Genomic DNA, 21,369 nt, shown 5'->3' on the forward strand with positions numbered 1-21,369 from the left:
CTGTGCCCTCGCCGTGGAGGTTGTTCCTCACGTACGCCGGCGCGAGCCTCGTCCCGGTGCTGCTGCTGGGGCTGGTGCTGACCTTCGCGCTGGCGCACGAGGCCCGCGACCGCGGAATCGGTGTCGCCCGGGTCGAGGCCGCCCTGGTCGCGCGCACCGCGATCGAACCGCACCTCGCCGGCCGCGCCCTCGACACGCCCCTGCCGGCCGACGAGATCCGGGAACTGCACCAGGTCGCCGACAGCGCGATCGGCTCGGGCACGGTCGTCCGGCTGCGGGTCCGCGACACCACCGGTCGGGTGGTCTTCTCCGACGACGGCTCCGGCATGGGCGCCGACATCGAGGACGAGGTCCTGGAGGCCGCCCGCGGCACCGTGGTGGCCCACCTGACCAGGCTCAACTCCGACCGCAACGACACCGGACCGGCCGGGCCGGAAGTGGTCGAGGTCTACCAGCCGATCACCCACGGCATCCTCGAGATCTACCTGCCCTACGACCCGATCGCGCACGAGGTCAGCCAGGGCATGCACACCGTCTACCTGGCGCTCGCCGCCGGCCTGGCCGCACTGTGGATGATCCTGGCCGTCATCAGCGGATCCACCATGCGCTGGATCGCCCACCAGGCCGGCCACGACGCACTGACCGGCCTGCCCAACCGCACGGTCTTCCAGCGCCACGCGGCCGCCGCGGTCGAGGCGGCCCGGCGCGACGGCCGCACGGCGGCGGTGGTGCTGGCCGACGTCGACCGGTTCAAAGAGGTCAACGACACGCTCGGGCACCGCACCGGCGACGCCCTGCTGCGCGAACTGGGCAGCCGGCTGGCCACCGCGGTGCGCTCCGGGGACACCGTGGCCCGGCTCGGCGGCGACGAATTCGGCCTGGTCCTGCCCGACCTCGGCGCCGACGAGATCGGGCCGCTGCTCGACCGGCTGCGAGCCGCGCTCGAAGCCGAAGTCGTGGTCGGCACACTGCCGCTGTCCCCCGAGGCCAGCTTCGGGTACGCGCTGGCTCCGGCCGACGGCACCGACGTGGACACCCTGCTGCGCCGCGCCGACATGGCGATGTACCTGGCCAAAGGCACCCGCAGCGGAACCGCCCGCTACGACCGGCGGCGCGACCACTACGACGCGGCGCAACTCGCCCTGGTCGCCGAACTGCGCCGGGCCATCGAGACCGACGAGCTGGTGCTGCACTACCAACCCAAAGCCGAATTACGTACGGGAAAGATCTGCGCCGTCGAAGCACTGGTCCGCTGGGAACATCCGCGGCGCGGCACGGTGGCGCCGGACGCGTTCCTGCCGGTAGCCGAACAGACCGGGCTGATCGACCCGCTCACCCGGTGGGTTCTGGCCAGCGCCCTGGCCCAGATCACCGAATGGGGTACGGCGTGCGACACGCTGAGCGTGGCGGTCAACGTGTCGGCCCGCAACCTCGGCCGGGCCGACTTCGCCGACACCGTGCTGGCGGCCCTCGCCGAGGCCGGAGTTCCGGCCGGGCGGCTCGTCGTGGAAATCACCGAGACCGCGCTGATGACCGACCCGGCGATCGCCTCCGACGTCCTGAACCGGCTGGCCACGGCCGGGATCCGGGTGAGCATCGACGACTTCGGGCGGGGACAGACGTCGCTGTCCTATCTGTCGACACTGCCGTTGCACGAGCTGAAGATCGACAAGAGTTTCGTGGGTGACCTGCCGGAGAACATCGCGCACGCGGCGATCGTGCGGTCGGTGATCGATCTCGGCCATAACCTGGGGTTGCAGGTGGTGGCCGAAGGGGTGGAGACGACCGAGGTGTCCGACCTGCTGAAGGCGGCGGGCTGCGATGTGGTCCAGGGTTATCTGCTGGCCCGCCCGATGCCGGCCACCGACCTGCCGCCCTGGCTGGACGCCCGCCGCGCAGCCGTCATCTGAGGCTCATTACTCGGCATCGACCACCAGCGCGGACAGGGCCTGGCCGGATTCATGGGCTGGACACACTTCTGCCCGAATACCCTAAAATCACGCACGTGTCGCCGAAACGCACTGCGCTGGTTCAGTCCTGAATCCTGGCAATGATTTCGATACGCCGAAATCCGCTCCTCCGGGCTGTGGAGTCCCGCTCGGTCGACGACGATCGTATAGGCCTGAGCCTTCCCGACATCTATCAGGCCAGCAACAGAAGAATAACGGACACTGTTGCAGCCATCCTCAGATGCGTACCGGAATGGCCCTGGCAGAAACCATATCGGAGAGAAGACGCCTGATTCTGCACAAGGCGAGCATGGGCTCTGAGAATTGACGCTTGGCCGTCAGAGTGCTGTCGGCCGGTAGCTCAGGGCGATGTCGACGATGCGGTCGGGTGGGGCGTCCACCAGGTCGGGCGGCGGCCAGAAGATCAGGTCGGTTGCTCGGGGATGTGGGACGTTGGTCGTCAGCAGGAGGACGTAGTAGTCCGTGGCGTCGTCGGCGGCCTGGATCCGGCGCACGATTTCGGTCAGCTCGTCGCGAGTGATGTCGGGGATCTTCGGCCGGGAGGGACGGGCGGCCTCCAGCGCGAAATCGTCGAGGTCGCGGGACTCCCAGTAGGTGAGGAACTGCTCCGCGGTGTAGGAGTGGCCGGTGTCGGTGTTGAACGCGGCGATCGCGGCCTCGGCCGGGCCGCCGTCGTCGAGCAGCTGGGCGATGTCCTCGATGGCGGCGCTGAGCTGCACGACGCGCTCGGGTGAGATGGCCGGCGGGCAGAGCTCGGGGCGGAGTTCCATCAGCCCTGGGGTCCGGCGTCGGCGGGGGTGGTGTCGTCGAGGCTGGAGCGGGCGAGCATCTCGCCCAGCAACGGGGCGAATTTCATGAGATTTTCGCCGTACGTCGTGAGCACGCGGCCCTGGCGCGCGAACTGCAGGCCGTCGCCCAGGTCCGGGTTGTGGGTGCAGTAGATGGTGGCCGTCGGGTGGGGATCGACGAACGGCAAGTGCTCGGCCACATAGGCAGTAAGGGCGTCCAGTGACGCCTGTTCGGCCGCCGGGCGGCCGTTCTCCCAGCTGACCAGGGCTGGGGCGATGTCGCCGCCGACCGCCCAGGTGTCGGCGGCGGCTCGGTGCTGGTAGGTGCCGAGGACACCCTCGGACGGTTCGGTGATCCAGCACTGCAGGGGCTCGGGAGCGGCCGGGCGGATCGGGAAGCTGACCCGCAAGTGATGTTCCAGGGCGGGTGGGGTGGTGATGCCGACTCCGGCGGCCAGGGCTGACGTGCCGGCTCCGGCGCAGATCAGGGCGGTGTCGAACGTGTCGGCTTCGGCGCCGGAAATTACCCGTACGCCGGCTGGGGTCTCTTCCAAAGCATCGACGTGCGCTTGCCGGACGTGGCCGGTGGTCATCCCGGTCAGGAACGCGCGGATCAGGTCGACGCGGATCACGCCGCCGGCCGGGTCGATCAGGGCCGGGCCGGGGAACGTCCTGGCCGGCAGGCGCAGCAACGGTGAACCGGGGTCGACGAGCTCGTGGGCGGCGCCGGCCGCGGCCATCGCGTCGGCCCACGCTCCGGCGCCGGGACCACTGACGACCGTGCCCACGTTGTCGACGAACTCGGGGTTCCACTCGGCGAACAGCGCGCGGGAGCGGGCGGCGAGCTCGACCATGTCCGGGTAGACGTGGGCCAGGCGGAAGATTCGGGTGTCGCCGGCCGAGCGTTCACCCATCGGCTCGCCCGCCTCGAAGCAGACGACGTCGGCGCCGCGCCGGAGCAGCGCGGCGGTCGCCGACAGGCCGACGACTCCCCCGCCGATCACCGCCACCCTCATGTCAGAGCTCCTCCCGATCCTTGTCCTTCGTCGGGGACGGCGGCATGAACGCGTCCAGGAGACCGGTCTGCTCGACCGGCAGGGCCGAGTCGATCACCTTGGCGTGCGAGGGTACCGGGGCCGACAGGTGCCGGGTGAACCACTCCCCGGCCGCGACGGCGACCTGCTCCAGGGCCTGCGGGTCGCTGAAGTAGCGGTCCGCGCCCGGAATGACACACACGTCGCCGTGGGCGCGCATCACCTGCTCGGCCTCCTCGTTGAGGGCGCGCAACTTCGGGTCCAGTTCGCCGACGATGAGCAGGGTGGGCGCCTGCAACTGGGCCAGGGCGCCACCGGCCAGGTCGGCACGGGCGCCGCGGGCTACGACCGCCTGTACGTCACCGGGCCGGGCGGCGGCCGCGACCATCGCGGCGGCGGCGTTGACGCCCGATCCGAACAGGCCGATCGGCAGTTCCATGATTCCCGGCTGGGCCCGCAGCCAGCGCAGGGTGCCGATCAGACGGTCGGCGACCAGGTCGATGTCGAAGCGGCGGGCCTCGACGGCCTGCTCGTCCGGGGTGAGCGGCTCGATCAGCAGGGTGCCCAGGCCGCGTTCCCGCAGGAGGGCCGCGATGGCCCGGTCGCGGGGGTTGTCCTGGGTGAGCACCACCAGGCCGGGGGCGGCCGGCGGGATGGTCAGGTCGCCGTCGAGGCGGATACCGGCCGTTTGAATCCACATGGGCGCTCGGTTACCCCGAACAGGAGCGGTTCAACAGCCCGTCCGGGTGGGGAGTTGCCAGTCGCCGCCGCGGTCCTCCTTCGCGAAGCGTGCGGCCAGGTCGGGGATGCGCAGAAAACCGGCCAGGGCGGTGGTGGCCTGGAACGCGGCGATCGCGCGCTGGGTCGTCGGCATGCCCAGGCGCAGCAGGCGCGGGTTCACCTCGGCCTGGATCCGGTCCACGAACGGCCGCAGGACGGTGTCGTAGTTCGCCAGCGCTGTCGGCAGGTCGCCCGGGTGCCGGTTGATCTCGCCGGCCAGCACATAGGCGCCGACCAGGCCACCGGAGACACCCATTCCGCTGTACGGGGAGGCGCAGTGAGCGGCGTCGCCGGCCAGGACCACACGCCCCTTCGACCAGGTGTCGGTGCGGACCTGGACAACCTCCTGGGAGTAGAAGAAGGGGCTGCCGCGCATGCCGTCGAGGAAGCGCTCGGTCTGCCAGCCCGCGTCGCGGAACCGGTCGGCCCAGAACTCCTGCTGCAGCTCGACCGGCTGCCGGTGGATCGCCGAAGCCTCCGCGGATCTGTCCCGCAACACGAAGTACACCTGCGTCTCGGCCGGGTTGTGGCTGCGGCGCATGATCTGACGGCCACCCGGGACCATGTACGTGTCGCGGATGTTGCTGTCCGAGGCGATGCGCGGGACGAACCAGTAGGCCATGTGGATGCCGACCCGCCAGTACGGGTCGGTGCCGTCCGGGAGAATCGCCCGGCGCAGGCGGGAGCCCTGGCCATCCGCGCCGATCAGCAGGTCGAACTCGCCGGTGGAACCGTCCGAGAAGTGCGCGACCACCCGGTGTTCGTCCTGTTCGAAGCCGTCGACACCACGATCGAAGAGGTACGTCGTGTCGCCCCTGGCCGCGTCGTAGAGGATTCGCACCAGGTCGCCGCGCATGATCTCGTACTCCGACGTGAGGGTCTGCCGGCCTCGGCCGGAGGTGTTGGCCATGATCGTGGCCCGGGGACGCCCGTGCGCGTCGATAAAAGCCACACCCGCCTCATCCACCAACTGATCGCGTACGGCGTCGAGCAGGCCCATGCGCCGGATGGCCTCGATGCCCTGACCCCGCAGGTCGACCTGCGCGCCGGTGGCCCGCACGGCCGGGAAGCGTTCGGCGACGGTGACCTGGTGGCCGCCGCGCGTGAGCCAGAAGGCCAGAGCCTGCCCCGCGATGCCGCCACCGGCGACGAGGATGCGCAGAGACATGTTCCTCACCCCAAAATCTATCAGCGATAGGTTCTCTCCGAGATTATCTATCGGCGATAGACTTGGCAACGTGACAAAAATCCGCCGCGAGACCGTGGTGTCCGAGGCACTCGATCTGCTCGACGAGGTCGGGCTGGACGCGGTCAGCACCCGGCAACTGGCGAAACGGCTGGGCGTCGAACAACCGTCGCTGTACTGGCACTTCCGCACCAAGAAAGACCTGCTCGCGGCCATGGCGCAGGCGGCGATGGACCCGCATGCGGACGCGCCGCTGCCCGTGGCCGGCGACTCCTGGCCCGACTGGTTCCGGGAGAACACGAGAGACTTCCGCCGTACGCTGCTGATGCGCCGCGACGGCGCGAGGCTGCACGCCGGCAGCAGCCCGGCCGGGGACCTCGACCGGATCCTGCGCAAGATGGAATTCCTGACCGCGTCCGGCGTGCCCGAGCACGACGCGCAGATGGCGATGCTGGCGGCCAGTCGCTACACGGTCGGCAGCGTGCTGGAGGAACAGGCGGATGTGGGCGGCGGCGCCGACCTGCCGCCCGGCGTGCCGAAGATCGACCACGAATCGGCCTTCGAGGCCGGACTGGCCCTCATCCTGGACGGCCTGGCCCACCGCAGTCGGAGAGATTGACCTTCGCGGCGTCTCAAACCCGACTCACCGACCTGACTGCAGACTCGGCTGACCGGGCGTGGACGAGTATCAAACGGCAGCCTTCAAGCCACGCCTTCTCGAACCAGACCGCACGCCTCTGCGCGGCCACCCGATCGGATCGCGGCAGATTCGATTACAAATCTTGGCGAGCCGGAGTTCCTAGCGGCACATCCTGCCAGCGTGCCGCGTCAGCCGGTCACCGCCGCGATCAACGCAGAACTCGTTGACCTCGCGATCGATCCAGTAGCTCTGCCCAACGTCGATAAAGGTCGGCTCGTCCAGACAAAACCAGCGATCCACCACGCTGACGAGAGTCAGCTGATCAGCAGTCACAAGCTTGAGCATCTCAGCTCCTCAATCGGAAGCCGCACCGCACGACTCCGATGAACGTACGCCGGGCCGATAGTCACCCGCGCCGCGCTCAACGCCGAGCGGCGGCCTCACCCAGAACGACGACCCCTTCGCGGCAGAATAGTGAGCCCGCGAAGCCACTCGCGCGGGTGCCTCTGCGGCGGGTAGTCCTGCTCGCGCGCCGGGCAAAAGCAGATGGGAAGGGCGCCATGCTGACGCTGAGCACTCGAGCAGACTGGGATGAGCCGGTTGGAATCCGGGTGCCTGGCGCACCCTATCGGCGGCATGACAGTGCGCCGCTGACCGCACAGTTCCGCCGCTCTTTCGGCAGGGGAGATTCCCTCCCTCCGCCACGGCCTACGGCTCACTCCGGCGCCGCAAAGTCGCGTCAAGAACGGTGACATTTCGTGTGGTGAAGGCATTGACGGCAGCTGCGCCGAAAACGCACAGGCTCTGTTCCCACGGATGTCCAACGATACCGAACGCCTGGTCTCGTCCAACGAAGATGGTGTAGTCACCATTCGGAAACAGTCCGCCGGTGTCCCAACCCGGGACATCCTGAGGCTCGTCGGCTTGATGTGCTCGGAACAGAGCCGAAGGATGAACCGCGTCATGAAAGGCCACGGCCTCGTACCAATCGGTGCAGTCCTGCAAAGTACCAAGGACCAAGCCTGCCACCGCGATCATGCCGGCGGTAAACCCACCAGGGCAGTCGCCTTCGAAGATGGGCGACAGATCCCACGTGATTGACGGCGCCGGCTCAACGATCGCCGGCCAGTTACTCTGAGTGGTGCCAGCGCGAAAATGGAACCGAGCAGCGAAGTCGTTCCATAGAATTTTGCCAACTTCCCAGTCGAGATCAATCCAGCAATCCTCGGACACAAAGAGAGGGTAGCTACAACCTCGAAGCTTGCCCACTCCTCTGGTCTCCAGCCTCATCCGCTCTTCATCGGCGGGAGCATGAGCCAGCCAGCACGCGGAGGCGGTGAACCGTGCGTCGCGACCGGAGCGCGGCATGAGAGGGCGACCGGCAGCCGGGCTGGTCAGCCGCCCTCACCGACCTCCGAGGCGCTCCGATGAGGCGTTAAGGTTGTCTTGGATGAATGACGTGACGCTCGGGTCTGGAAGCCTTGCCGGAAAAGGCGTTTACGCCGCGCGCAACTTTGCTGCTGGCGAAGTGGTAGTGGCATACCAGCTCCGGCAGCTTGACGAAGCCGACTACCAAGCCCTCCCCGCCGGTGACGACCTCTTCGTTCACAGCTTCGGCGGACAGCGCTACCTTTACCCGACGCCGGCCCGCTTCGTCAACCACTCCGACGACCCGTCCTGCTATCAGGATTTCGACCGATGCTGCGACATCGCTTTGCGGCCCATAGCCCGAGGCGAACCGGTGACGATCGACGCCAACGCGGAAACCGCCCGTGAGTTGAGCACGTTTCTCGGGGCCTACGAATACGCGCTGAAGCATCGATCGGCGCATCATCTGGCTGCCTTGATCAGTGGTGAGGCCGACCTGTGGATCGACAACGAGGTTGCACGCGGCGGTGATGCTGTCGTCGCCGCGCTGCTCCGTGCCGGGCTGACGTCGTTGTCCCGGGTCGAGTGGATCATCGGCACAGGCCGGTGGAAGGCACTTTGCTCCACCAGAGCCGAGACAAACCTAGGTTCTCAGCACCTGACCGTGCTGCTCAAAGTTCTTGCCGGAAATTGGCAGATCGTCTATCAGCACGCAGGGTGAGCACATCGCCGATTGCCGAGTGATCTGTTCTTGGCACGACAAGACGCCAGCCCCAGACAGTCGGCCACCCGGCCGTGACAACGGCGGCCATCCTGGCGCGGATCGCGGCAGAAGAGGACGTCCTGTCGTGCCGTCACGAATGTGTTGCGGTGTCAATCGAGGTCGCGAGGCATATGCCCGAGAACGAGGCCGTCCATCGCCAGCGGCATTCGACCGAATGTCGCCAGCCGATCGACGACAAGGTAGATCTCTTCCCGTTCATCAATCCCGAGCCAACTCCAGGAGCACGTCCCGGCACCGAGTTCTCCGATGGGAGCGATACTGCGGCACTGATCGGCGCTCCACTCGATGAACCTGCCTGCCTCGCCGTCACACGCGGTAGGCATGAGGTTGAAGGGCTCACGAGCCCGGGTGATACCTGACCCGCCGTCGATGAAGCTGAGGCCTCCAAACTCGGCGAGAAACTTCTGGGCTGCCGGGTGCAAGGCAGGGAATCCGTCTGCCACCAGTTGGGCTTCCCACCGTGCCGTGTCGACCCTGCGGCCGACATACCAGCCGGAGTCCTCCAAGCATCGGCGAGTCTCCGCCGCGAAGCCGTCCATGTATTCCACGGCACGGAATGTAGAGGGCAGCGGCGTACGAGTCGAGTACACCGATGCACTCAACTCGACAAATGAGCACGCGGCGGGGCGTAAAGCGCCACCGCTTGAGGCGATGACAGGCGCGGCCGGGGCCCTGGTCTCGGGGCCCTGCGGGGCGGTGGGTGACCGGCCGCCTGGTGTGCGTGCTCAACCAGCCGCAACCTCATCGAGCGGCTGGTTGAGCACGGCTTCTCAGGGGAGGGTCCAGAGTTGGTTGGGGGCGGCCAGGCAGTCCCACAGGTGGATCTGCTGGCCGTCGTTCGACTTCACTTCGGAGACGTCGAGGCAACGGCCGGACTGCGGGTTTCGTACGGTTTTGTCGGGGTAGGCGACCCAGTTCTGCGCGGCGGAACCGTTGCAGGTCCACAGCTGGGCCTTTGTGCCGTTGGCGGTTCCGCCGCCGGCCGCATCCAGGCACTTGCCGGACTGGGGGTTGCGCCAGATCTGGCCGGTGATCGCCCAGTTCTGGGCGCCCGAGCCGTTGCACGTCCACAGCTGGATTTTCGTCCCGTCGGCGCTGCCGCCGCCGTTGACGTCCAGGCACTTGTTGGCGAAGCCGCGGACGGGACCGGTGCCGGAGCTGGACCCGCCCAGCTCCTTGATGCGGACGTTGCGGAACGATGCGTGGTCGGCGTCGCCGTGGTTCTGGAGGCCTATGTAGCCGGGCAACGACCGTACGGGATCGGGGTTGGTGAAGTCGTTGATCTTGACTCCGTTGAGGAAGATCTGCAGGTGCTCGCCTTCGACCCGGATCTCGTAAGCATTCCACTCCCCCGGCGGGTTGAGGGCGGCGTCGCGGGCGGCCGCGGTGGCGCCCTGGAACGTGTAGACGCTGCCGGTGGTGCGGTCGGGTGTGTCGGTGGCGTCGATCTGGATCTCGTAGCCGTTGTTGACCGCCGACCACGGGTCGTTCGAGGCCGGGAAGCCGATGAACACGCCGGAGTTGTCGTCACCGGTCAGTTTCCAGTCGAGTTTGAGCGAGTAGTTCGTGAACTGCTTGGCCGAGTACCAGAGCAGCCCCATCCCGCCGGTCGACGACAGTGTCGCGTCGCTGTTGGTGAAGCCGCCGGGCCCGGCCTGTGACCATCCGCTGGTCGAGCCGTTGTAGAGGGTCGTGTAGCCGGTCTCGGGCCGGCAGTCGGCGTGCGAGCGACCCGCCGCGTATCGGATGCCGCCGAGGAGATGAGCACGAAAAGCCGGATCCGCGTACGACTCGATCGTGTGGCCGCCGCCGGTGTAGAACGATCGTCCGCTGCTGAGCGTCTTGCACCACGCGTGCGGATGATCAGCACCCATCCCGCCGCCGGAGTAGGAGCTCTCGTCGAGGGTGGCCAGCACGTGCGCGGTGTCCCGCACGTTGGTCCGGTAGTTGTACCACTCGTCGGTGCGTGGCCAGGTCTGCGGCAGGTGCGCGGTGGCGGCCTGCGCGCGGTCCTCGACCTTGACGTTCGCCTGCTGGATGGCCGGGTGGGAGGCGAACCAGGCGCCGACGAGTTCGCCGTAGAACGGCCAGTCGTATTCGGTGTCGGCCGCCGCGTGCACGCCGACGTAGCCGCCACCGGCGCGGATGTACGACTCGAACGAGGCCTGCTGGCCGGCGTCGAGCACGTCACCGGTGGTGTTGAGGAAGACCACCGCCTCGTACGCGGAAAGGTTGTTGAAGGTCGTGGCGTCCTCGGTCGCGGTGACCGTGAAATTGTTGGCCGCGCCGATCTCCCGGACGGCCTGGACGCCGGCGGCGATCGAGTCGTGCCGGAAACCGGCCGTCTTCGAGAAGACGAGCACGTCGTAGGCGGGGTCCGCGGCGAGAGCGGGTGCGGGCAGGAACGCCGTGGCCAGGACGGCGCTGAGCAGGATTCTGATCATGAGATCGTCCAGAGTTGGTTGGCGGCCGCCAGGCAGTCCCAGATGTGGATCTGCTGCCCGTCGTCGGACTTCACTTCGGAAACGTCAAGGCAACGACCGGACTGCGGATTTCGTACGGTCTTGTCGGGGTAGACCACCCAGTTCTGCGCGGCGCTGCCGTTGCACGTGTAGAGCTGCACCTTCGTGCCGTTGACGGTCGCGCCACCGGCGACGTCCAGGCACTTGCCGGATTGTGGATTGCGCCAGACCTGCCCGTTCACCGCCCAGGTCTGTGCGGCCGACCCGTTGCACGTCCACAGCTGGATCTTCGTCCCGTCGGCGCTGCCGCCCCCGTTGACGTCGAGGCACTTGTTGGCGAACCCGCGGACCGGTCCGGTGCCGCCGGTGGTGAACGTGAACGTGTCCACGTCGAACAGGGCTCCGGTGCCGCCGCCGCTGAACGTCAGGTACAGCGTGGTCGTGCCGGCCGGCGGGCTGGTGATCGTGGTGCTGACGTCGGTGAACACGTTCCACGCCCCGGTCACCGGCACGGTCGCCGAGCCGAGCACGGTCCCGGTGGCCGAACCGGCCCGGACCTGCAGGGTTCCGCCGGCGCCGCCGGAGGAGACCCGGGCGCTGAGGGTACGGGCGTTGGCCAGGTTGTACGTGGCGAACGCGATCCAGTCACCGTTGTTGATGTCGCCGACCGTCTTGCCGCCCTCGGCCTCCGGCTTGTCGAAGACGTTGACCCCGGACGAGGTGGTGAAGTGCTCGGCCTGCCGGTGCCGCGGCTGCAAGCGGTGCTGCTTGTGGGTGATCAGGCCGCCGTTGTCGGCGTACTCGGCGTCGAAGATCGGGAAGATGTTGGCCGCCGAGTCGTGCTCGCCGTCGACCGGGATGGTGATCGACCCGGAGCAGCCGGCCGCCGACGTGATCTGGTGTCCGTGCTGGTCATGGCCGAGCACGTAGGTCATCTTGGCCCGCGAACAGGTCACCGTCGCGTCCTCCGGGTCGCTGACGGTCAGGCTGAACGGCACGGTGTCGCCGAAGCTGACCAGTTGCCCGTCGACCGGGGCGTTGATGGTGACCGTGGGCGCGGTGTTGCCGACGCCGACCTGCACACCCCCGGTGCCCGTCGCGCCCTGTGGATCGGTCACCGTCAGTGTGACGTTATAGGTGCCATTGCCGGCGTACGTGTGAGCAGGGTTAGCCGACGTGGATGTTCCGCCGTCACCGAAATTCCACGCGTACGTGAGTGCCCCGCCCTCCGGGTCGGAGGAACCCGCGGACGAGAAGTTCACGGTCAGTGGCGCCTGCCCGGAGGTCTTGTCGGCCGTGGCGACCGCGGTCGGCGCCTTGTTGCCACCGCCCACGTAGTCGTAGCGGTAGAGCGCCGAATTGGCGTCCCCGTTGAAGTAGCCGGTGCCGTAGTCGAGCACGTAGAGCGAGCCGTCCGGACCGAACGCCATGTCCATGACCTGCTTGCCGTTCCACGCGAAGTTCGCGATCTCGTTGATCGAGCCGTCCCCGTTCAAGTGGATCGGCTTGATCCAGCCCCGGCCGAACTCGCCGGCGAAGAAGTGGCCGTCCAAGTCCTGCGGGAACTTCGTGGCCGACGGGTTGGCGCTGTCGTAGTGGTAGACCGGGCCGCCCATCGGCGACTCCGAGCCGGTGCCGAATTCCGGCGGGGTGCCGGCGTCACCGCCGTACCGGATCCAGGCGTTTTTTGCCGGTGGCAGTTTGCTGAGACCGGTGTTGCGGGGCGAACTGTTGGTGGGGCCACCGGCGCAGTCGAACTTGGCGCCGACCGTGCCGGTGGCGAAGTCGAAGTCGGCGTAGGTCTCGGTGGCGGTGTTGGTGCCGGTGCAGTACGGCCAGCCGTAGTTGCCGGGGCCGGTGATCCGGTTGAACTCGACCTGGCCGCCGGGGCCGCGGGTGGAGGTCGCGCCCGCGTCCGGGCCGTAGTCGCCGACGTAGACGATGCCGGTGGGCTTGTCGACGCTGAGGCGGAACGGGTTGCGGAAGCCCATCGCGTAGATCTCGGCGCGGGTTCCGGCGGTGCCCGGCGTGAACAGGTTGCCGGCCGGGATTCCGTACGTCCCATCGGGGTTGACCTTGATCCTGAGGATCTTGCCCCGCAGGTCGTTGGTGTTGCCGGCCGAACGCTGGGCGTCGAAGGCCGGGTTCCGGTTGGCCCGCTCGTCCAGCGGCGAGTACCCGTCGGACTGGAACGGGTTGCTGTCGTCGCCGGTGGACAGGTAGAGGTTGCCGGCCGCGTCGAAGTCGAGGTCGCCGCCGACGTGGCAGCAGATGCCGCGCGAGGCCGGCACGTCCAGGACGGTCTTCTCGGCGCTGAGCTTCCAGTCGGCGGTCAGCGTGAACCGGGACAGCCGGTTGACGCCCTGCCAGGCCGAGAAGTCGGTGCCGGTGTCCGGGGAGTCGCCGGCCGGGGTGCTCAGCGGCGGCGCGTAGTACAGGTAGATGAACCGGTTGGTGGCGAAACCGGGGTCGACGCCGACGCCCTGCAATCCCTCCTCGTCGTGGGAGTAGACGGCCAGGGTGCCGACGACCGCGGTGGTGCCGGCGGCGTCGGTGCGGCGCAGGGTGCCGTTGCGGGCGGTGTGCAGCACCGAGCGGTCCGGCAGCACGGCCAGACTCATCGGCTCGCCGACCTCGGGTTCACCCTTGGCCAGGGTGACCTGCTGGAAGTTGCCGGGATCGATGTCGTGGGCGCTCGCCCGGGCGGGCGCGACGAGCAGAGCGGCGACCAGGACGGCCACCGAGGCTCTGATGCGGTGTGGGGACATGGGCGGGAGTCCCTTCTCAAGCGGGACGTTTCGGGCGCGCGGAAGCGGCGCGGCACCCGGGAGGGGTCCCAGCGGATTGAAGGCCTTTGTTACCGGGACATTAAAACTTCTGAATGTCTCTGTCCATCTTTCTGATCGATGCCCATCAACTTTTGTCACATCCGGCAAAAGTGCTGCGGGCTGACGGTTGGGCCCGGCGTTCGGTTGCAGCGCGACGGCGGGTGAGACATATAACTCTGTGTATAGCCTGTGTATCTCCCCGGAACGTGCCATGGGCAGTGGGATGCCGACACATCACGGGCTCGGCTCGGTCAGCATCCCGACGGAACTGATCACGAGGGGAGCCCCAGGCATGAGTAACGAGGCGCCACGACTGAGCGTTGTCGTACCGGTGTTCAACGAGGAGGCGGTGCTGCCGCTGTTCGCCGAGCGGATGCGGCCCGTGCTCGACGGGCTTCGGATGGGGTACGAGGTGCTCGCCGTCGACGACGGCAGCCGCGACTGCACCCCGGCCGTGCTCGACGGGCTGCGCCGGCAGTGGCCGCAGCTGCGAGTCGTGCGGTTGCGGCGCAACAGCGGGCACCAGAACGCGCTGACCGCCGGGCTGCGTCGCGCCCGGGGGACGTACGTGGTGAGCATCGACGTCGACCTGCAGGATCCACCCGAGACGATCGGCGACATGGTGCGGCTGGCCGAGAGCGCGGGGCTGGACGTCGTCCACGGTGTACGCACCGACCGCAGCACCGACAGCGCGTTCAAGCGGTGGACCGCGGGGCTCTACTACGGGCTGATGCGCCGCGTCGCCGGCACCGAGGTTCCGCGCCACGCGGGTGACTTCCGGCTGCTCAGCCGGACCGCCGTGGACGCCCTGGCCGAACTGCCCGAGCAGCAACCGGTGTACCGGCTGCTGGTGCCGTGGCTGGGCCTGCCCAGCGGGGAGGTGACCTACACGCGGGAGCAGCGGGCCGCGGGACGCTCGAAGTATCCGATCACCAAGATGGTCCGGCTCGCGCTGGACAGTGTCGTCGGCTTCTCGGCGGCGCCGCTGCGGGTCGCGACCTGGCTGGGGCTGCTCGGCATCGCCGGCTGCGCGGTGCTGGCGGTCGCCGGCGGGGCCGCGTACCTGTCCGGGAACGTGGTGCCCGGATGGACGTCGCTGCTCGTCGCGGTGCTGTTCCTGGGTGCGCTGCAACTGCTCTGCCTGGGGCTGCTCGGCGAATACGTGGCGCGCGTGTTCACCACGATTCAAGGGCGTCCCGCGTACGTGGTGACCTACGACTCCGGCGTGGAACAGCAACCGGCGGAGGATCTGCTGTGCAGGCTCTGATCGAGGAGACCGCGGCGCCGCGGATCGCCGTACGGGAAAAGCGTCTTTTATCTTCTCCACGACCCTGGCATGCGGCTCTGCGGGCCGCGCTGGCGGTGTGGACGGTCTTCACCGTGCTGCACCTGGCCGTCAGTGCCCTGGCCTGGCTGCCGCGCGGCGGTGATCATCCGGGCGTGTGGGCGACGGTGCTGGACTGGAACAGCTGGGATGCCGGCCACTACGTGCGCATCGCCGAGAGCGGCTACCACCTGGGCCCCGGATTTCCGGCCTTCTTCCCGCTGTACCCGCTGCTGATCCACGTGGTGAACGCGGTCGTGCCGGGCGACGGGGTGGTGGCCGCGCTGCTGGTCGCCAACCTCGCCGCGATCGGCGCCCTGGCCGTGCTGCACCGGCTGGCCGAACACGAGTTCGGGCCGCGGGTGGCGCAGCGCGCGACCTGGTACCTGGCCGCCTTCCCGATGGGGTTCTTCCTGTTCATCGGCTACAACGAGTCGCTGTTCCTGCTGCTGGCGGTGGGTGCGCTCTACGCCGGGCGGCGCGGGCACTGGTGGCTGGCGGGTGCTCTGGGCGCGCTGTCGTCGGCGACCCGGCTCTTCGGGCTGCTGCTGATCGCGCCACTGGCCGTCGAATACGTCCGGCAGCGCACCCTCAAAGGGATCCGGGCCGACGTGCTCGCGCTGGCGCTGGTACCGCTCGGGGTGGTCGCCTACAGCGTGTACTGCGCGATCGAGCTGGGCAACCCGCTGGCGTTCAGCATCGCGCAGGACCAGTGGGGGCGGCGGTACACGTTCCCGGGCGGGGCCTGGATCACCGCGTGGCAGCAGATGAGCGGGCCCCTGGCCCCGGCGACCCTGGGCGCGCTGGTCGACGCCGGCACCACCCTGGTCGCGGTGGTGCTGCTGGTGCTCGCGGTGGCCGGGCCGTGGAAATTCCGGCGCGACCAGCTCTACCTGGTCGTGCACGCCGGGCTGACACTCGTCCTGCTGATGTCGACCGAGGTCGGCGGGCGGTCGATGCAGTCGGCCGCGCGGTACTCGATGGAGGCGGTGGCGGTGCTGCTGGTCCTGGCCCGGGCCGGGGCCCGGCCGATGGTCGACCGGGTGGTGCTGGTGACCGGGGTGTCGCTGCACGCGGTGTTCCTGGTCGTCTTCATGTCCGGGAAATTCCTGGTCGCATAGGCGGTCACCAGCCGCTCGTGCCCGGGGCACCCTTGAACGGGCCGACGATGCCGGACGTGATCCAGCCGCCGTAGAAGTCGCCCTCCTGCGGGCGGACCAGCTCGCCGTCGACCCGGCACTCCTGGACGCGGCTCGGATAGAAGGCAACGGCGCCGGTGAGGTCGCGATAGGAACGAGAAGGATTTTCGTACGACCAGCCGGCCTGCGGGACCCGGACCTCGGCGACGACCAGATCCCAGTACGTGGCGTAGCCCTTGAACTCGCAGAACGAGCGGCCGGCGGCGGGTTCGAGGGCGCCCGCCGCGATGGCGTCGCGGGGCACGTAGTAGACCGGCGGATGCGAGGTCTCCAGCACCCGCCAGCAGCGATCGGTGTCGACGATCAGCTTGCCCGCGTGCGTGATCGTCACCCGGGCGGTGGTGCGCTCCAGCCGCGGCGGACGCGGATAGTCCCAGACTGATTCCATCCGGCCAGCCTGCCATATCGACGCGCGAATCGACGCAACTTGTTTGGGGGCGGATCGGCCGGGTAGTTCACGGTCAGCCCCAAATCGAAGGAGACATCGTGAGCACCGTGACCGAGTCCGTGGACGTCAACGTGCCGATCGGTACGGCCTACAACCAGTGGACCCAGTTCGAGGACTTCCCCAAGTTCATGGACGGCGTCGAGTCGATCACCCAGACCGGCGCGACCCACACCCACTGGGTAACCAAGATCGCCGGGCAGAAGCGGGAATTCGACGCCGAGATCACCGAGCAGCACCCGGACGAGCGGGTGGCGTGGAAGAGCACCGGCGGTGACACCAAGCACGCCGGCGTCGTCACGTTCCACCGCCTGACCGACACCGAGACCCGGGTGACCATCCAGCTGGACTGGGAGCCCGAGGGGATCGCCGAGAAGGTCGGCAGCGCCGTCGGCGTCGACAGCCACCAGGTGAAGGCGGACGCCAAGCGCTTCAAGGAGTTCGTCGAGAACCACGACGGGACGACCGGCGCCTGGCGTGGCGACATCGACCGCCCCGGCGTCTGATCCTCGCAGTGAGTGCTTCGGTTGGGTAGGTTGAGCCTCCGTAGGTTCGGCCTACCCAACTGTTCACCTGCCGGCCGGAGGTCGACGTCTTCATCGGCCGTCACACCGAGCTGTCTCTGCTGACGAAGCGGATCGACCACATCAAACGGACCGGCACCGGGCTCTCTGGCCATGTCATCCTGAGTTTCCCGGCGGCCCCTCGCTCGGAAACAAAAGCGGCTCCTCGCCCGGGAACAGGACCGGGTCCTCGCTCGGGAACAGGATCGGGCTGAGCAGGTAGCGGGTGCGGTCCGGGGTCGCCGGATTCGTCAGGCGGGGCGCGATCACGGCCTTCAGCTCGGCGAGCAGCGTCAGGAGTTCTTCGTTGTCGAGCCAGACGGCGTGCTGGCGGTAGCCGACCGGGTCCGTGGACGGGTCGGTGTTGTCGCGGTCGAGGTAGGCGCCGAACTCGGCGATCATGGTGGCCATGGCGGTGGCGAAGGCCTGCCGGTGGTCGTCCTTCGACAGGGAGCGGGCGGTGTCCGGGTCGATGCCGGCCCGATGCTCGTGCAGCCGGTAGTGCCGTTCGACGGCGCCGCGCACGCGGCGTTCCTCGGCGACCTGCAGGACACCGCCGGTGGCCAGTGCTTCCACGTGCCGGTAGAGCATGGCCTTCGACACGTCCGGCAGCAGCGCGCCCAGCTGAGCCGTGGTCAGTGTGCGGCCGCCACGTAACGCGTGCACGATGCGCAGCCGGGCCGGGTGCCCCAGCAACTCTATGGTTCCCATCTCCGCACGATCTCATGTTCTGCTACCTTTCTCGCAAAACGAGAACGATGGCGGTGGATGATGACGACCGAACCGACGGCGCTGGCGCTGGCGATCATCGACCTGGCCCGGGCGGACCGCTTCACCGAGATCGAGGCGCTCTTCGCGCCACCGCTACGAGCGGCCGTCTCGGCCGACACGTTGCGGAGCGTGTGGGCGGCCGAACGGGCCCGCATCGGTTCCACCTGGGACATCGGGACCCCGGTGGGCGAACCGGCCGACGCGGGCCTGACCCGGGTCGAGGTGCCGGTGACCGGGGAGCGCGACGGGCACACGGTCATCCTCAGCGTGGACCGGGCCGGGAAGGTGCACGGACTCCGGATCGCTCCGGCCGCCACCTCGGCGTGGCAGCCGCCCCGATACGCCCGGCCGGACCGCTTCGAAGAGCAGGAAGTCGTGGTCGGCTCCGGTTCGCTGGCCGTGCGCGGCACCCTGTCGATGCCGCGCCGGACCACCAGGCCTCCGGGCGTCGTGCTTCTCGGCGGCGGCGGACCGTTCGACCGCGACCAGAGCGTCGGGGCCGACAAGCCGCTCAAAGATCTCGCGTGGGGACTGGCCAGTCGTGGCGTGGCGGTCCTGCGAATGGACAAGGTGACCCACGCGCACCCCGGGCTCGCCTCGGCGCCCGGGTTCACCATGGTCGAGGAGTATCTTCCGCCGGCGCTGGCCGCCCTCGAACTCCTGCGGCGGCACGCCGGACCCGTCCACCTGCTGGGCCACAGCGCGGGCGGCCGGGCGGCGCCCCGGATCGCGGCGGCGGACGGAGCCGTCGCCGGGCTGATCATCCTGGCCGGTGACGCGGCGCCACTCCCCCGGGCCGCCGTGCGGGCGGTTCGCCACCTGGCGGCGGAACAGCCCGGACCGGACGGCCAGGCCGCGATCGAGGCGATCAGCCGGCAGGCGGCACTCGCGGAAAGTTCCGATCTGTCACCGTCGACGCCGGCCGCGGACCTGCCGTTCGGCTGGCCGGCCTCCTACTGGCTCGACCTGCGCGGGTACGACCAGGTCGCCACGGCGGCCACGCTGGACGTGCCGATGCTCGTCCTGCAGGGTGGCCGCGACTATCAGGTCACCGTCGACGAGGACCTCGCGCGCTGGCGGCACGGCCTCGCCGGTCGCCCGTCGGTCACCTTCCGCGTCTACCGGGACGACGACCACTTCTTCTTCCACGGTGGAGACAGTGGAGGCGGGCGGCACGTGGATCGGGCCGTCATCGCCGGCATCGCGGCCTGGCTGCGACCTCACCCGTTCCGGCGGCTCACCGCCGCTTGCCCATCTCTCGGCGGTCTCCGGGGCCGGCGCCCCTGACCAGCCGGCTATCCCCAGCAGAGGCAGAACGGGTGGCCGGTCGGATCCGCGTACACCCGGTAGTCCGGGCCTTCGTGCGGTAGCCGGGTCGCGCCGATCGCCAGCGCCTCGGTCTCGGCCCGGTCGATGTCGTCCACCATCACGTCGAGGTGGAACTGCTGGGGATACTCGGGGTCCGGCCAGCGCGGTGCGCGCAGGTGCGGGACGCGCTGGAAGGCCAGCCGGCGATGATCCGCGTCGTCCCGGATCACCACCCAGTCGTCGCTGTCGCGTTCAACCCGCATGCCGAGCAACCGCATGTAGAAGTCGGCCAGCGCCCGCGGGTCGGGGCAGTCGATGACCACGTGCTCGTAGCGTCCGATCATGACGTCTCCTCACGGCTCAGGTTCAGGACCTCGTCGACGGTGATCTCGAGTAGGGCGGGGTGTGGATCCGGGCCGGGCCGGTCGCCGCGGGTGCTCTCGGTGCCGTGCCAGATCACCCGGTGGCGGAGACGGTCCGGCGGCGGTCCCCACAGCGCCGGTGACATCGGCCCGAAGAGGGTCACCGACGGCGTCCCGTACGCCGTGGCCAGGTGTGACACCCCGGTGTCCCCGCTGATCAGCAGGCGGGCGTGCGCGATCAGGGCGGCGAGCGACGACAGCGAGGTGTCCGGCACGGCCGCGGGGACGAGTCCGGCGTCCGCGACCACCTTGGCGGCCACGTCGCGTTCGGCCGCGCTGCCGGTGACGATCACGTCGTGACCGGCGGCGTGCAGCTCGCGGGCCACCGCCGCGTACCTTTCCGGCGGCCACCGCCGCGACGGCGACTTCGCCCCCGGGTGGACGATCGTCACCCCGTGCGGCACCGGGTCCGAAGGTATGGCGAGGCCGAGCGCCGACGGGTCGGTGTCGACGCCGTAGAACTCCAGGAGCCGGCACCAGCGCCGCACCTCGTGCTCCTGGCTGGACCATTCGGGCCCGACCGGGCCGCCGAACGCCCACAGCTTTTCCGGGTGCTGTCGCAGCAGCAGGCGGTGTGACTGCGGCCCGCTGCCGTGCAGGTTGACCGCGAGTGACGGCGCCTCGACCCGGAACGGGGTGAGGCCGTCGACCGGCAGGACCCGGTCGACGCCGCCGATCAGGGCGATCAGCGGCGTCAACCAGCCCGGCGCGGCGAGCGTGAGCGTCTGCGACGGGAAGGCCGCGCGCAGGGCGCGCAGCGCCGGGACCCCGGTCGCCAGGTCGCCCACGCCGAGGGCACGGAGGACGAGGATCACGGGTACGACGTCTCCGTCTCCCCCGCGATGATCAACTCCCGGACGGCGCAACCGGCGGGCTGCCGCAGCGCGAACAGGATCGCCTCGGCCACGTGGGCGGGGTCGTTGAGCTTGGCGTCCGGTCCGGGCTTGTACCGTTCCTCGCGCTCGTCGAAAAACTTCGTCCGCATCCCGCCGGGAATGATCAGCGTAACGCCGACCTGCCCGGCCAGTTCGGCGGCGAGCGCCCGGGTGAAGCCGACGACCCCGAACTTGGCCGCGCAGTAGGCGGTCGCGTCCCCCACTGCCTTGATCCCCAGCGTCGACGCGATCGTGACCACGCCCCCGTGCGATTCCTTGAGTGCGGGCAGCGCCGCCCGGATCACCGCCGCCGTGGCCAGAAGATCAACGGCGACGATCCGATCCCACACGTCCCCGGGTACGTCGTCGAGCGCACCCGGTACGTCGAAACCGGCCGCGGTCACCACCCCGCTCACCCTCCCGCCCGTCTGCTCGATCGCCTTGCGGGTGGTCTGTTCGGCGGCGCGCGTGTCAGCCAGGTCGCACTCGATCCAGGGCACGCCGGCGCTCGCGGGGGCCTGCCGGTCGATGACGAACGGCCGCCCGCCGGCCCGGTCCACGGCATCGACGACCGCGGCCCCGAGACCGCTCGATCCGCCGGTGACGATGACTGCGTCCATGA

At 69.0% G+C, this 21,369-nt stretch carries 21 protein-coding genes; 7 read left to right on the top strand and 14 right to left on the bottom strand.

The window, feature by feature from the left end:
- Positions 1-2: 2 nt before the first annotated feature.
- Complete coding sequence (locus tag ACSHV8_RS21785; RefSeq protein ID WP_436535589.1) at positions 3-1,910, top strand: putative bifunctional diguanylate cyclase/phosphodiesterase; 1,908 nt, start codon at positions 3-5, stop codon at positions 1,908-1,910.
- 377 nt (positions 1,911-2,287) lie between these two features.
- Here the strand turns inward: ACSHV8_RS21785 and ACSHV8_RS21790 are convergent, their stop codons facing one another.
- The 4 genes from ACSHV8_RS21790 to ACSHV8_RS21805 are packed head-to-tail and all read right to left on the bottom strand — an operon-like array spanning position 2,288 to position 5,740.
- A complete protein-coding gene (locus ACSHV8_RS21790) occupies positions 2,288-2,740 on the bottom strand; it encodes a hypothetical protein (RefSeq protein ID WP_436535590.1) in 453 nt (150 codons plus the stop codon).
- Positions 2,740-3,774 carry an FAD-dependent oxidoreductase gene (locus ACSHV8_RS21795; RefSeq protein WP_436535591.1) on the bottom strand — a complete coding sequence of 345 codons (1,035 nt, stop codon included), beginning with the start codon at positions 3,772-3,774 and terminating at the stop codon, positions 2,740-2,742. The genes ACSHV8_RS21790 and ACSHV8_RS21795 overlap by 1 nt, the downstream gene beginning before the upstream one ends.
- A gap of 1 nt (position 3,775) precedes the next feature.
- Complete coding sequence (locus ACSHV8_RS21800) at positions 3,776-4,492, bottom strand: dienelactone hydrolase family protein (RefSeq protein WP_436535592.1); 717 nt, start codon at positions 4,490-4,492, stop codon at positions 3,776-3,778.
- 30 nt (positions 4,493-4,522) lie between these two features.
- Positions 4,523-5,740 carry an FAD-dependent monooxygenase gene (locus ACSHV8_RS21805; RefSeq protein ID WP_436535593.1) on the bottom strand — a complete coding sequence of 406 codons (1,218 nt, stop codon included), beginning with the start codon at positions 5,738-5,740 and terminating at the stop codon, positions 4,523-4,525.
- Positions 5,741-5,810: 70 nt separating this feature from the next.
- On the opposite strand from ACSHV8_RS21805, the gene ACSHV8_RS21810 reads away from it, so the two are divergent.
- The gene (locus ACSHV8_RS21810) at positions 5,811-6,377 is read left to right on the top strand and encodes a TetR/AcrR family transcriptional regulator C-terminal domain-containing protein (protein ID WP_436535594.1); all 567 of its coding nucleotides are present in this window, start codon (positions 5,811-5,813) and stop codon (positions 6,375-6,377) included.
- A gap of 180 nt (positions 6,378-6,557) precedes the next feature.
- On the opposite strand, the gene ACSHV8_RS21815 is transcribed toward ACSHV8_RS21810, so the two are convergent.
- Together ACSHV8_RS21815 and ACSHV8_RS21820 are read right to left on the bottom strand one after the other, a co-directional pair.
- Entirely contained in the window at positions 6,558-6,743 is a 186-nt protein-coding gene (locus ACSHV8_RS21815) for a hypothetical protein (RefSeq protein ID WP_436535595.1), read from the bottom strand.
- A gap of 363 nt (positions 6,744-7,106) precedes the next feature.
- A complete protein-coding gene (locus ACSHV8_RS21820) occupies positions 7,107-7,631 on the bottom strand; it encodes a DUF2716 domain-containing protein (protein WP_436535596.1) in 525 nt (174 codons plus the stop codon).
- A 217-nt stretch (positions 7,632-7,848) separates the two neighbouring features.
- Between ACSHV8_RS21820 and ACSHV8_RS21825 the strand changes: the two genes are divergently transcribed.
- Positions 7,849-8,487, top strand: coding sequence for an SET domain-containing protein-lysine N-methyltransferase (locus tag ACSHV8_RS21825; RefSeq protein WP_436535597.1), 639 nt, complete (start codon positions 7,849-7,851; stop codon positions 8,485-8,487).
- Positions 8,488-8,639: 152 nt separating this feature from the next.
- Here the strand turns inward: ACSHV8_RS21825 and ACSHV8_RS21830 are convergent, their stop codons facing one another.
- The 3 genes from ACSHV8_RS21830 to ACSHV8_RS21840 form a co-directional block, all read right to left on the bottom strand.
- Positions 8,640-9,089, bottom strand: a complete 450-nt coding sequence (locus ACSHV8_RS21830; protein WP_436536854.1) for an SUKH-3 domain-containing protein — start codon at positions 9,087-9,089, stop codon at positions 8,640-8,642.
- A gap of 231 nt (positions 9,090-9,320) precedes the next feature.
- Positions 9,321-10,994, bottom strand: coding sequence for a ThuA domain-containing protein (locus ACSHV8_RS21835; protein ID WP_436535598.1), 1,674 nt, complete (start codon positions 10,992-10,994; stop codon positions 9,321-9,323).
- Positions 10,991-13,780, bottom strand: a complete 2,790-nt coding sequence (locus ACSHV8_RS21840; protein ID WP_436535599.1) for a PQQ-dependent sugar dehydrogenase — start codon at positions 13,778-13,780, stop codon at positions 10,991-10,993. The genes ACSHV8_RS21835 and ACSHV8_RS21840 overlap by 4 nt, the downstream gene beginning before the upstream one ends.
- Before the next feature lie 352 nt (positions 13,781-14,132).
- On the opposite strand from ACSHV8_RS21840, the gene ACSHV8_RS21845 reads away from it, so the two are divergent.
- A complete protein-coding gene (locus tag ACSHV8_RS21845) occupies positions 14,133-15,107 on the top strand; it encodes a glycosyltransferase family 2 protein (protein WP_436535600.1) in 975 nt (324 codons plus the stop codon).
- Between the two features lie 113 nt (positions 15,108-15,220).
- Positions 15,221-16,285: a mannosyltransferase family protein gene (locus ACSHV8_RS21850; protein ID WP_436535601.1), complete on the top strand. Its 1,065-nt coding sequence runs from the start codon at positions 15,221-15,223 to the stop codon at positions 16,283-16,285.
- A gap of 4 nt (positions 16,286-16,289) precedes the next feature.
- Here ACSHV8_RS21850 and ACSHV8_RS21855 read toward each other — a convergent pair whose 3' ends face one another.
- Positions 16,290-16,751, bottom strand: coding sequence for a DUF427 domain-containing protein (locus ACSHV8_RS21855; RefSeq protein WP_436535602.1), 462 nt, complete (start codon positions 16,749-16,751; stop codon positions 16,290-16,292).
- 98 nt (positions 16,752-16,849) lie between these two features.
- On the opposite strand from ACSHV8_RS21855, the gene ACSHV8_RS21860 reads away from it, so the two are divergent.
- Positions 16,850-17,314 carry an SRPBCC family protein gene (locus ACSHV8_RS21860; RefSeq protein ID WP_436535603.1) on the top strand — a complete coding sequence of 155 codons (465 nt, stop codon included), beginning with the start codon at positions 16,850-16,852 and terminating at the stop codon, positions 17,312-17,314.
- A 174-nt stretch (positions 17,315-17,488) separates the two neighbouring features.
- Here the strand turns inward: ACSHV8_RS21860 and ACSHV8_RS21865 are convergent, their stop codons facing one another.
- On the bottom strand, positions 17,489-18,082 hold the full coding sequence (locus ACSHV8_RS21865) for a helix-turn-helix domain-containing protein (RefSeq protein WP_436535604.1): 594 nt from the start codon (positions 18,080-18,082) through the stop codon (positions 17,489-17,491).
- A gap of 57 nt (positions 18,083-18,139) precedes the next feature.
- Between ACSHV8_RS21865 and ACSHV8_RS21870 the strand changes: the two genes are divergently transcribed.
- Positions 18,140-19,429: a hypothetical protein gene (locus ACSHV8_RS21870; protein ID WP_436535605.1), complete on the top strand. Its 1,290-nt coding sequence runs from the start codon at positions 18,140-18,142 to the stop codon at positions 19,427-19,429.
- A gap of 8 nt (positions 19,430-19,437) precedes the next feature.
- Here ACSHV8_RS21870 and ACSHV8_RS21875 read toward each other — a convergent pair whose 3' ends face one another.
- From ACSHV8_RS21875 to ACSHV8_RS21885, 3 genes are read right to left on the bottom strand one after another with little or no spacing between them, the layout of a single operon-like run.
- A complete protein-coding gene (locus tag ACSHV8_RS21875; protein ID WP_436535606.1) occupies positions 19,438-19,794 on the bottom strand; it encodes a VOC family protein in 357 nt (118 codons plus the stop codon).
- Complete coding sequence (locus ACSHV8_RS21880; RefSeq protein ID WP_436535607.1) at positions 19,791-20,687, bottom strand: glycosyltransferase family 9 protein; 897 nt, start codon at positions 20,685-20,687, stop codon at positions 19,791-19,793. The genes ACSHV8_RS21875 and ACSHV8_RS21880 overlap by 4 nt, the downstream gene beginning before the upstream one ends.
- Positions 20,684-21,367: an SDR family oxidoreductase gene (locus ACSHV8_RS21885; RefSeq protein WP_436535608.1), complete on the bottom strand. Its 684-nt coding sequence runs from the start codon at positions 21,365-21,367 to the stop codon at positions 20,684-20,686. The genes ACSHV8_RS21880 and ACSHV8_RS21885 overlap by 4 nt, the downstream gene beginning before the upstream one ends.
- Positions 21,368-21,369 lie beyond the last annotated feature (2 nt).

This window comes from Actinoplanes sp. HUAS TT8 (genome assembly GCF_051380535.1).
Taxonomy (GTDB): Bacteria; Actinomycetota; Actinomycetes; order Mycobacteriales; family Micromonosporaceae; genus Actinoplanes.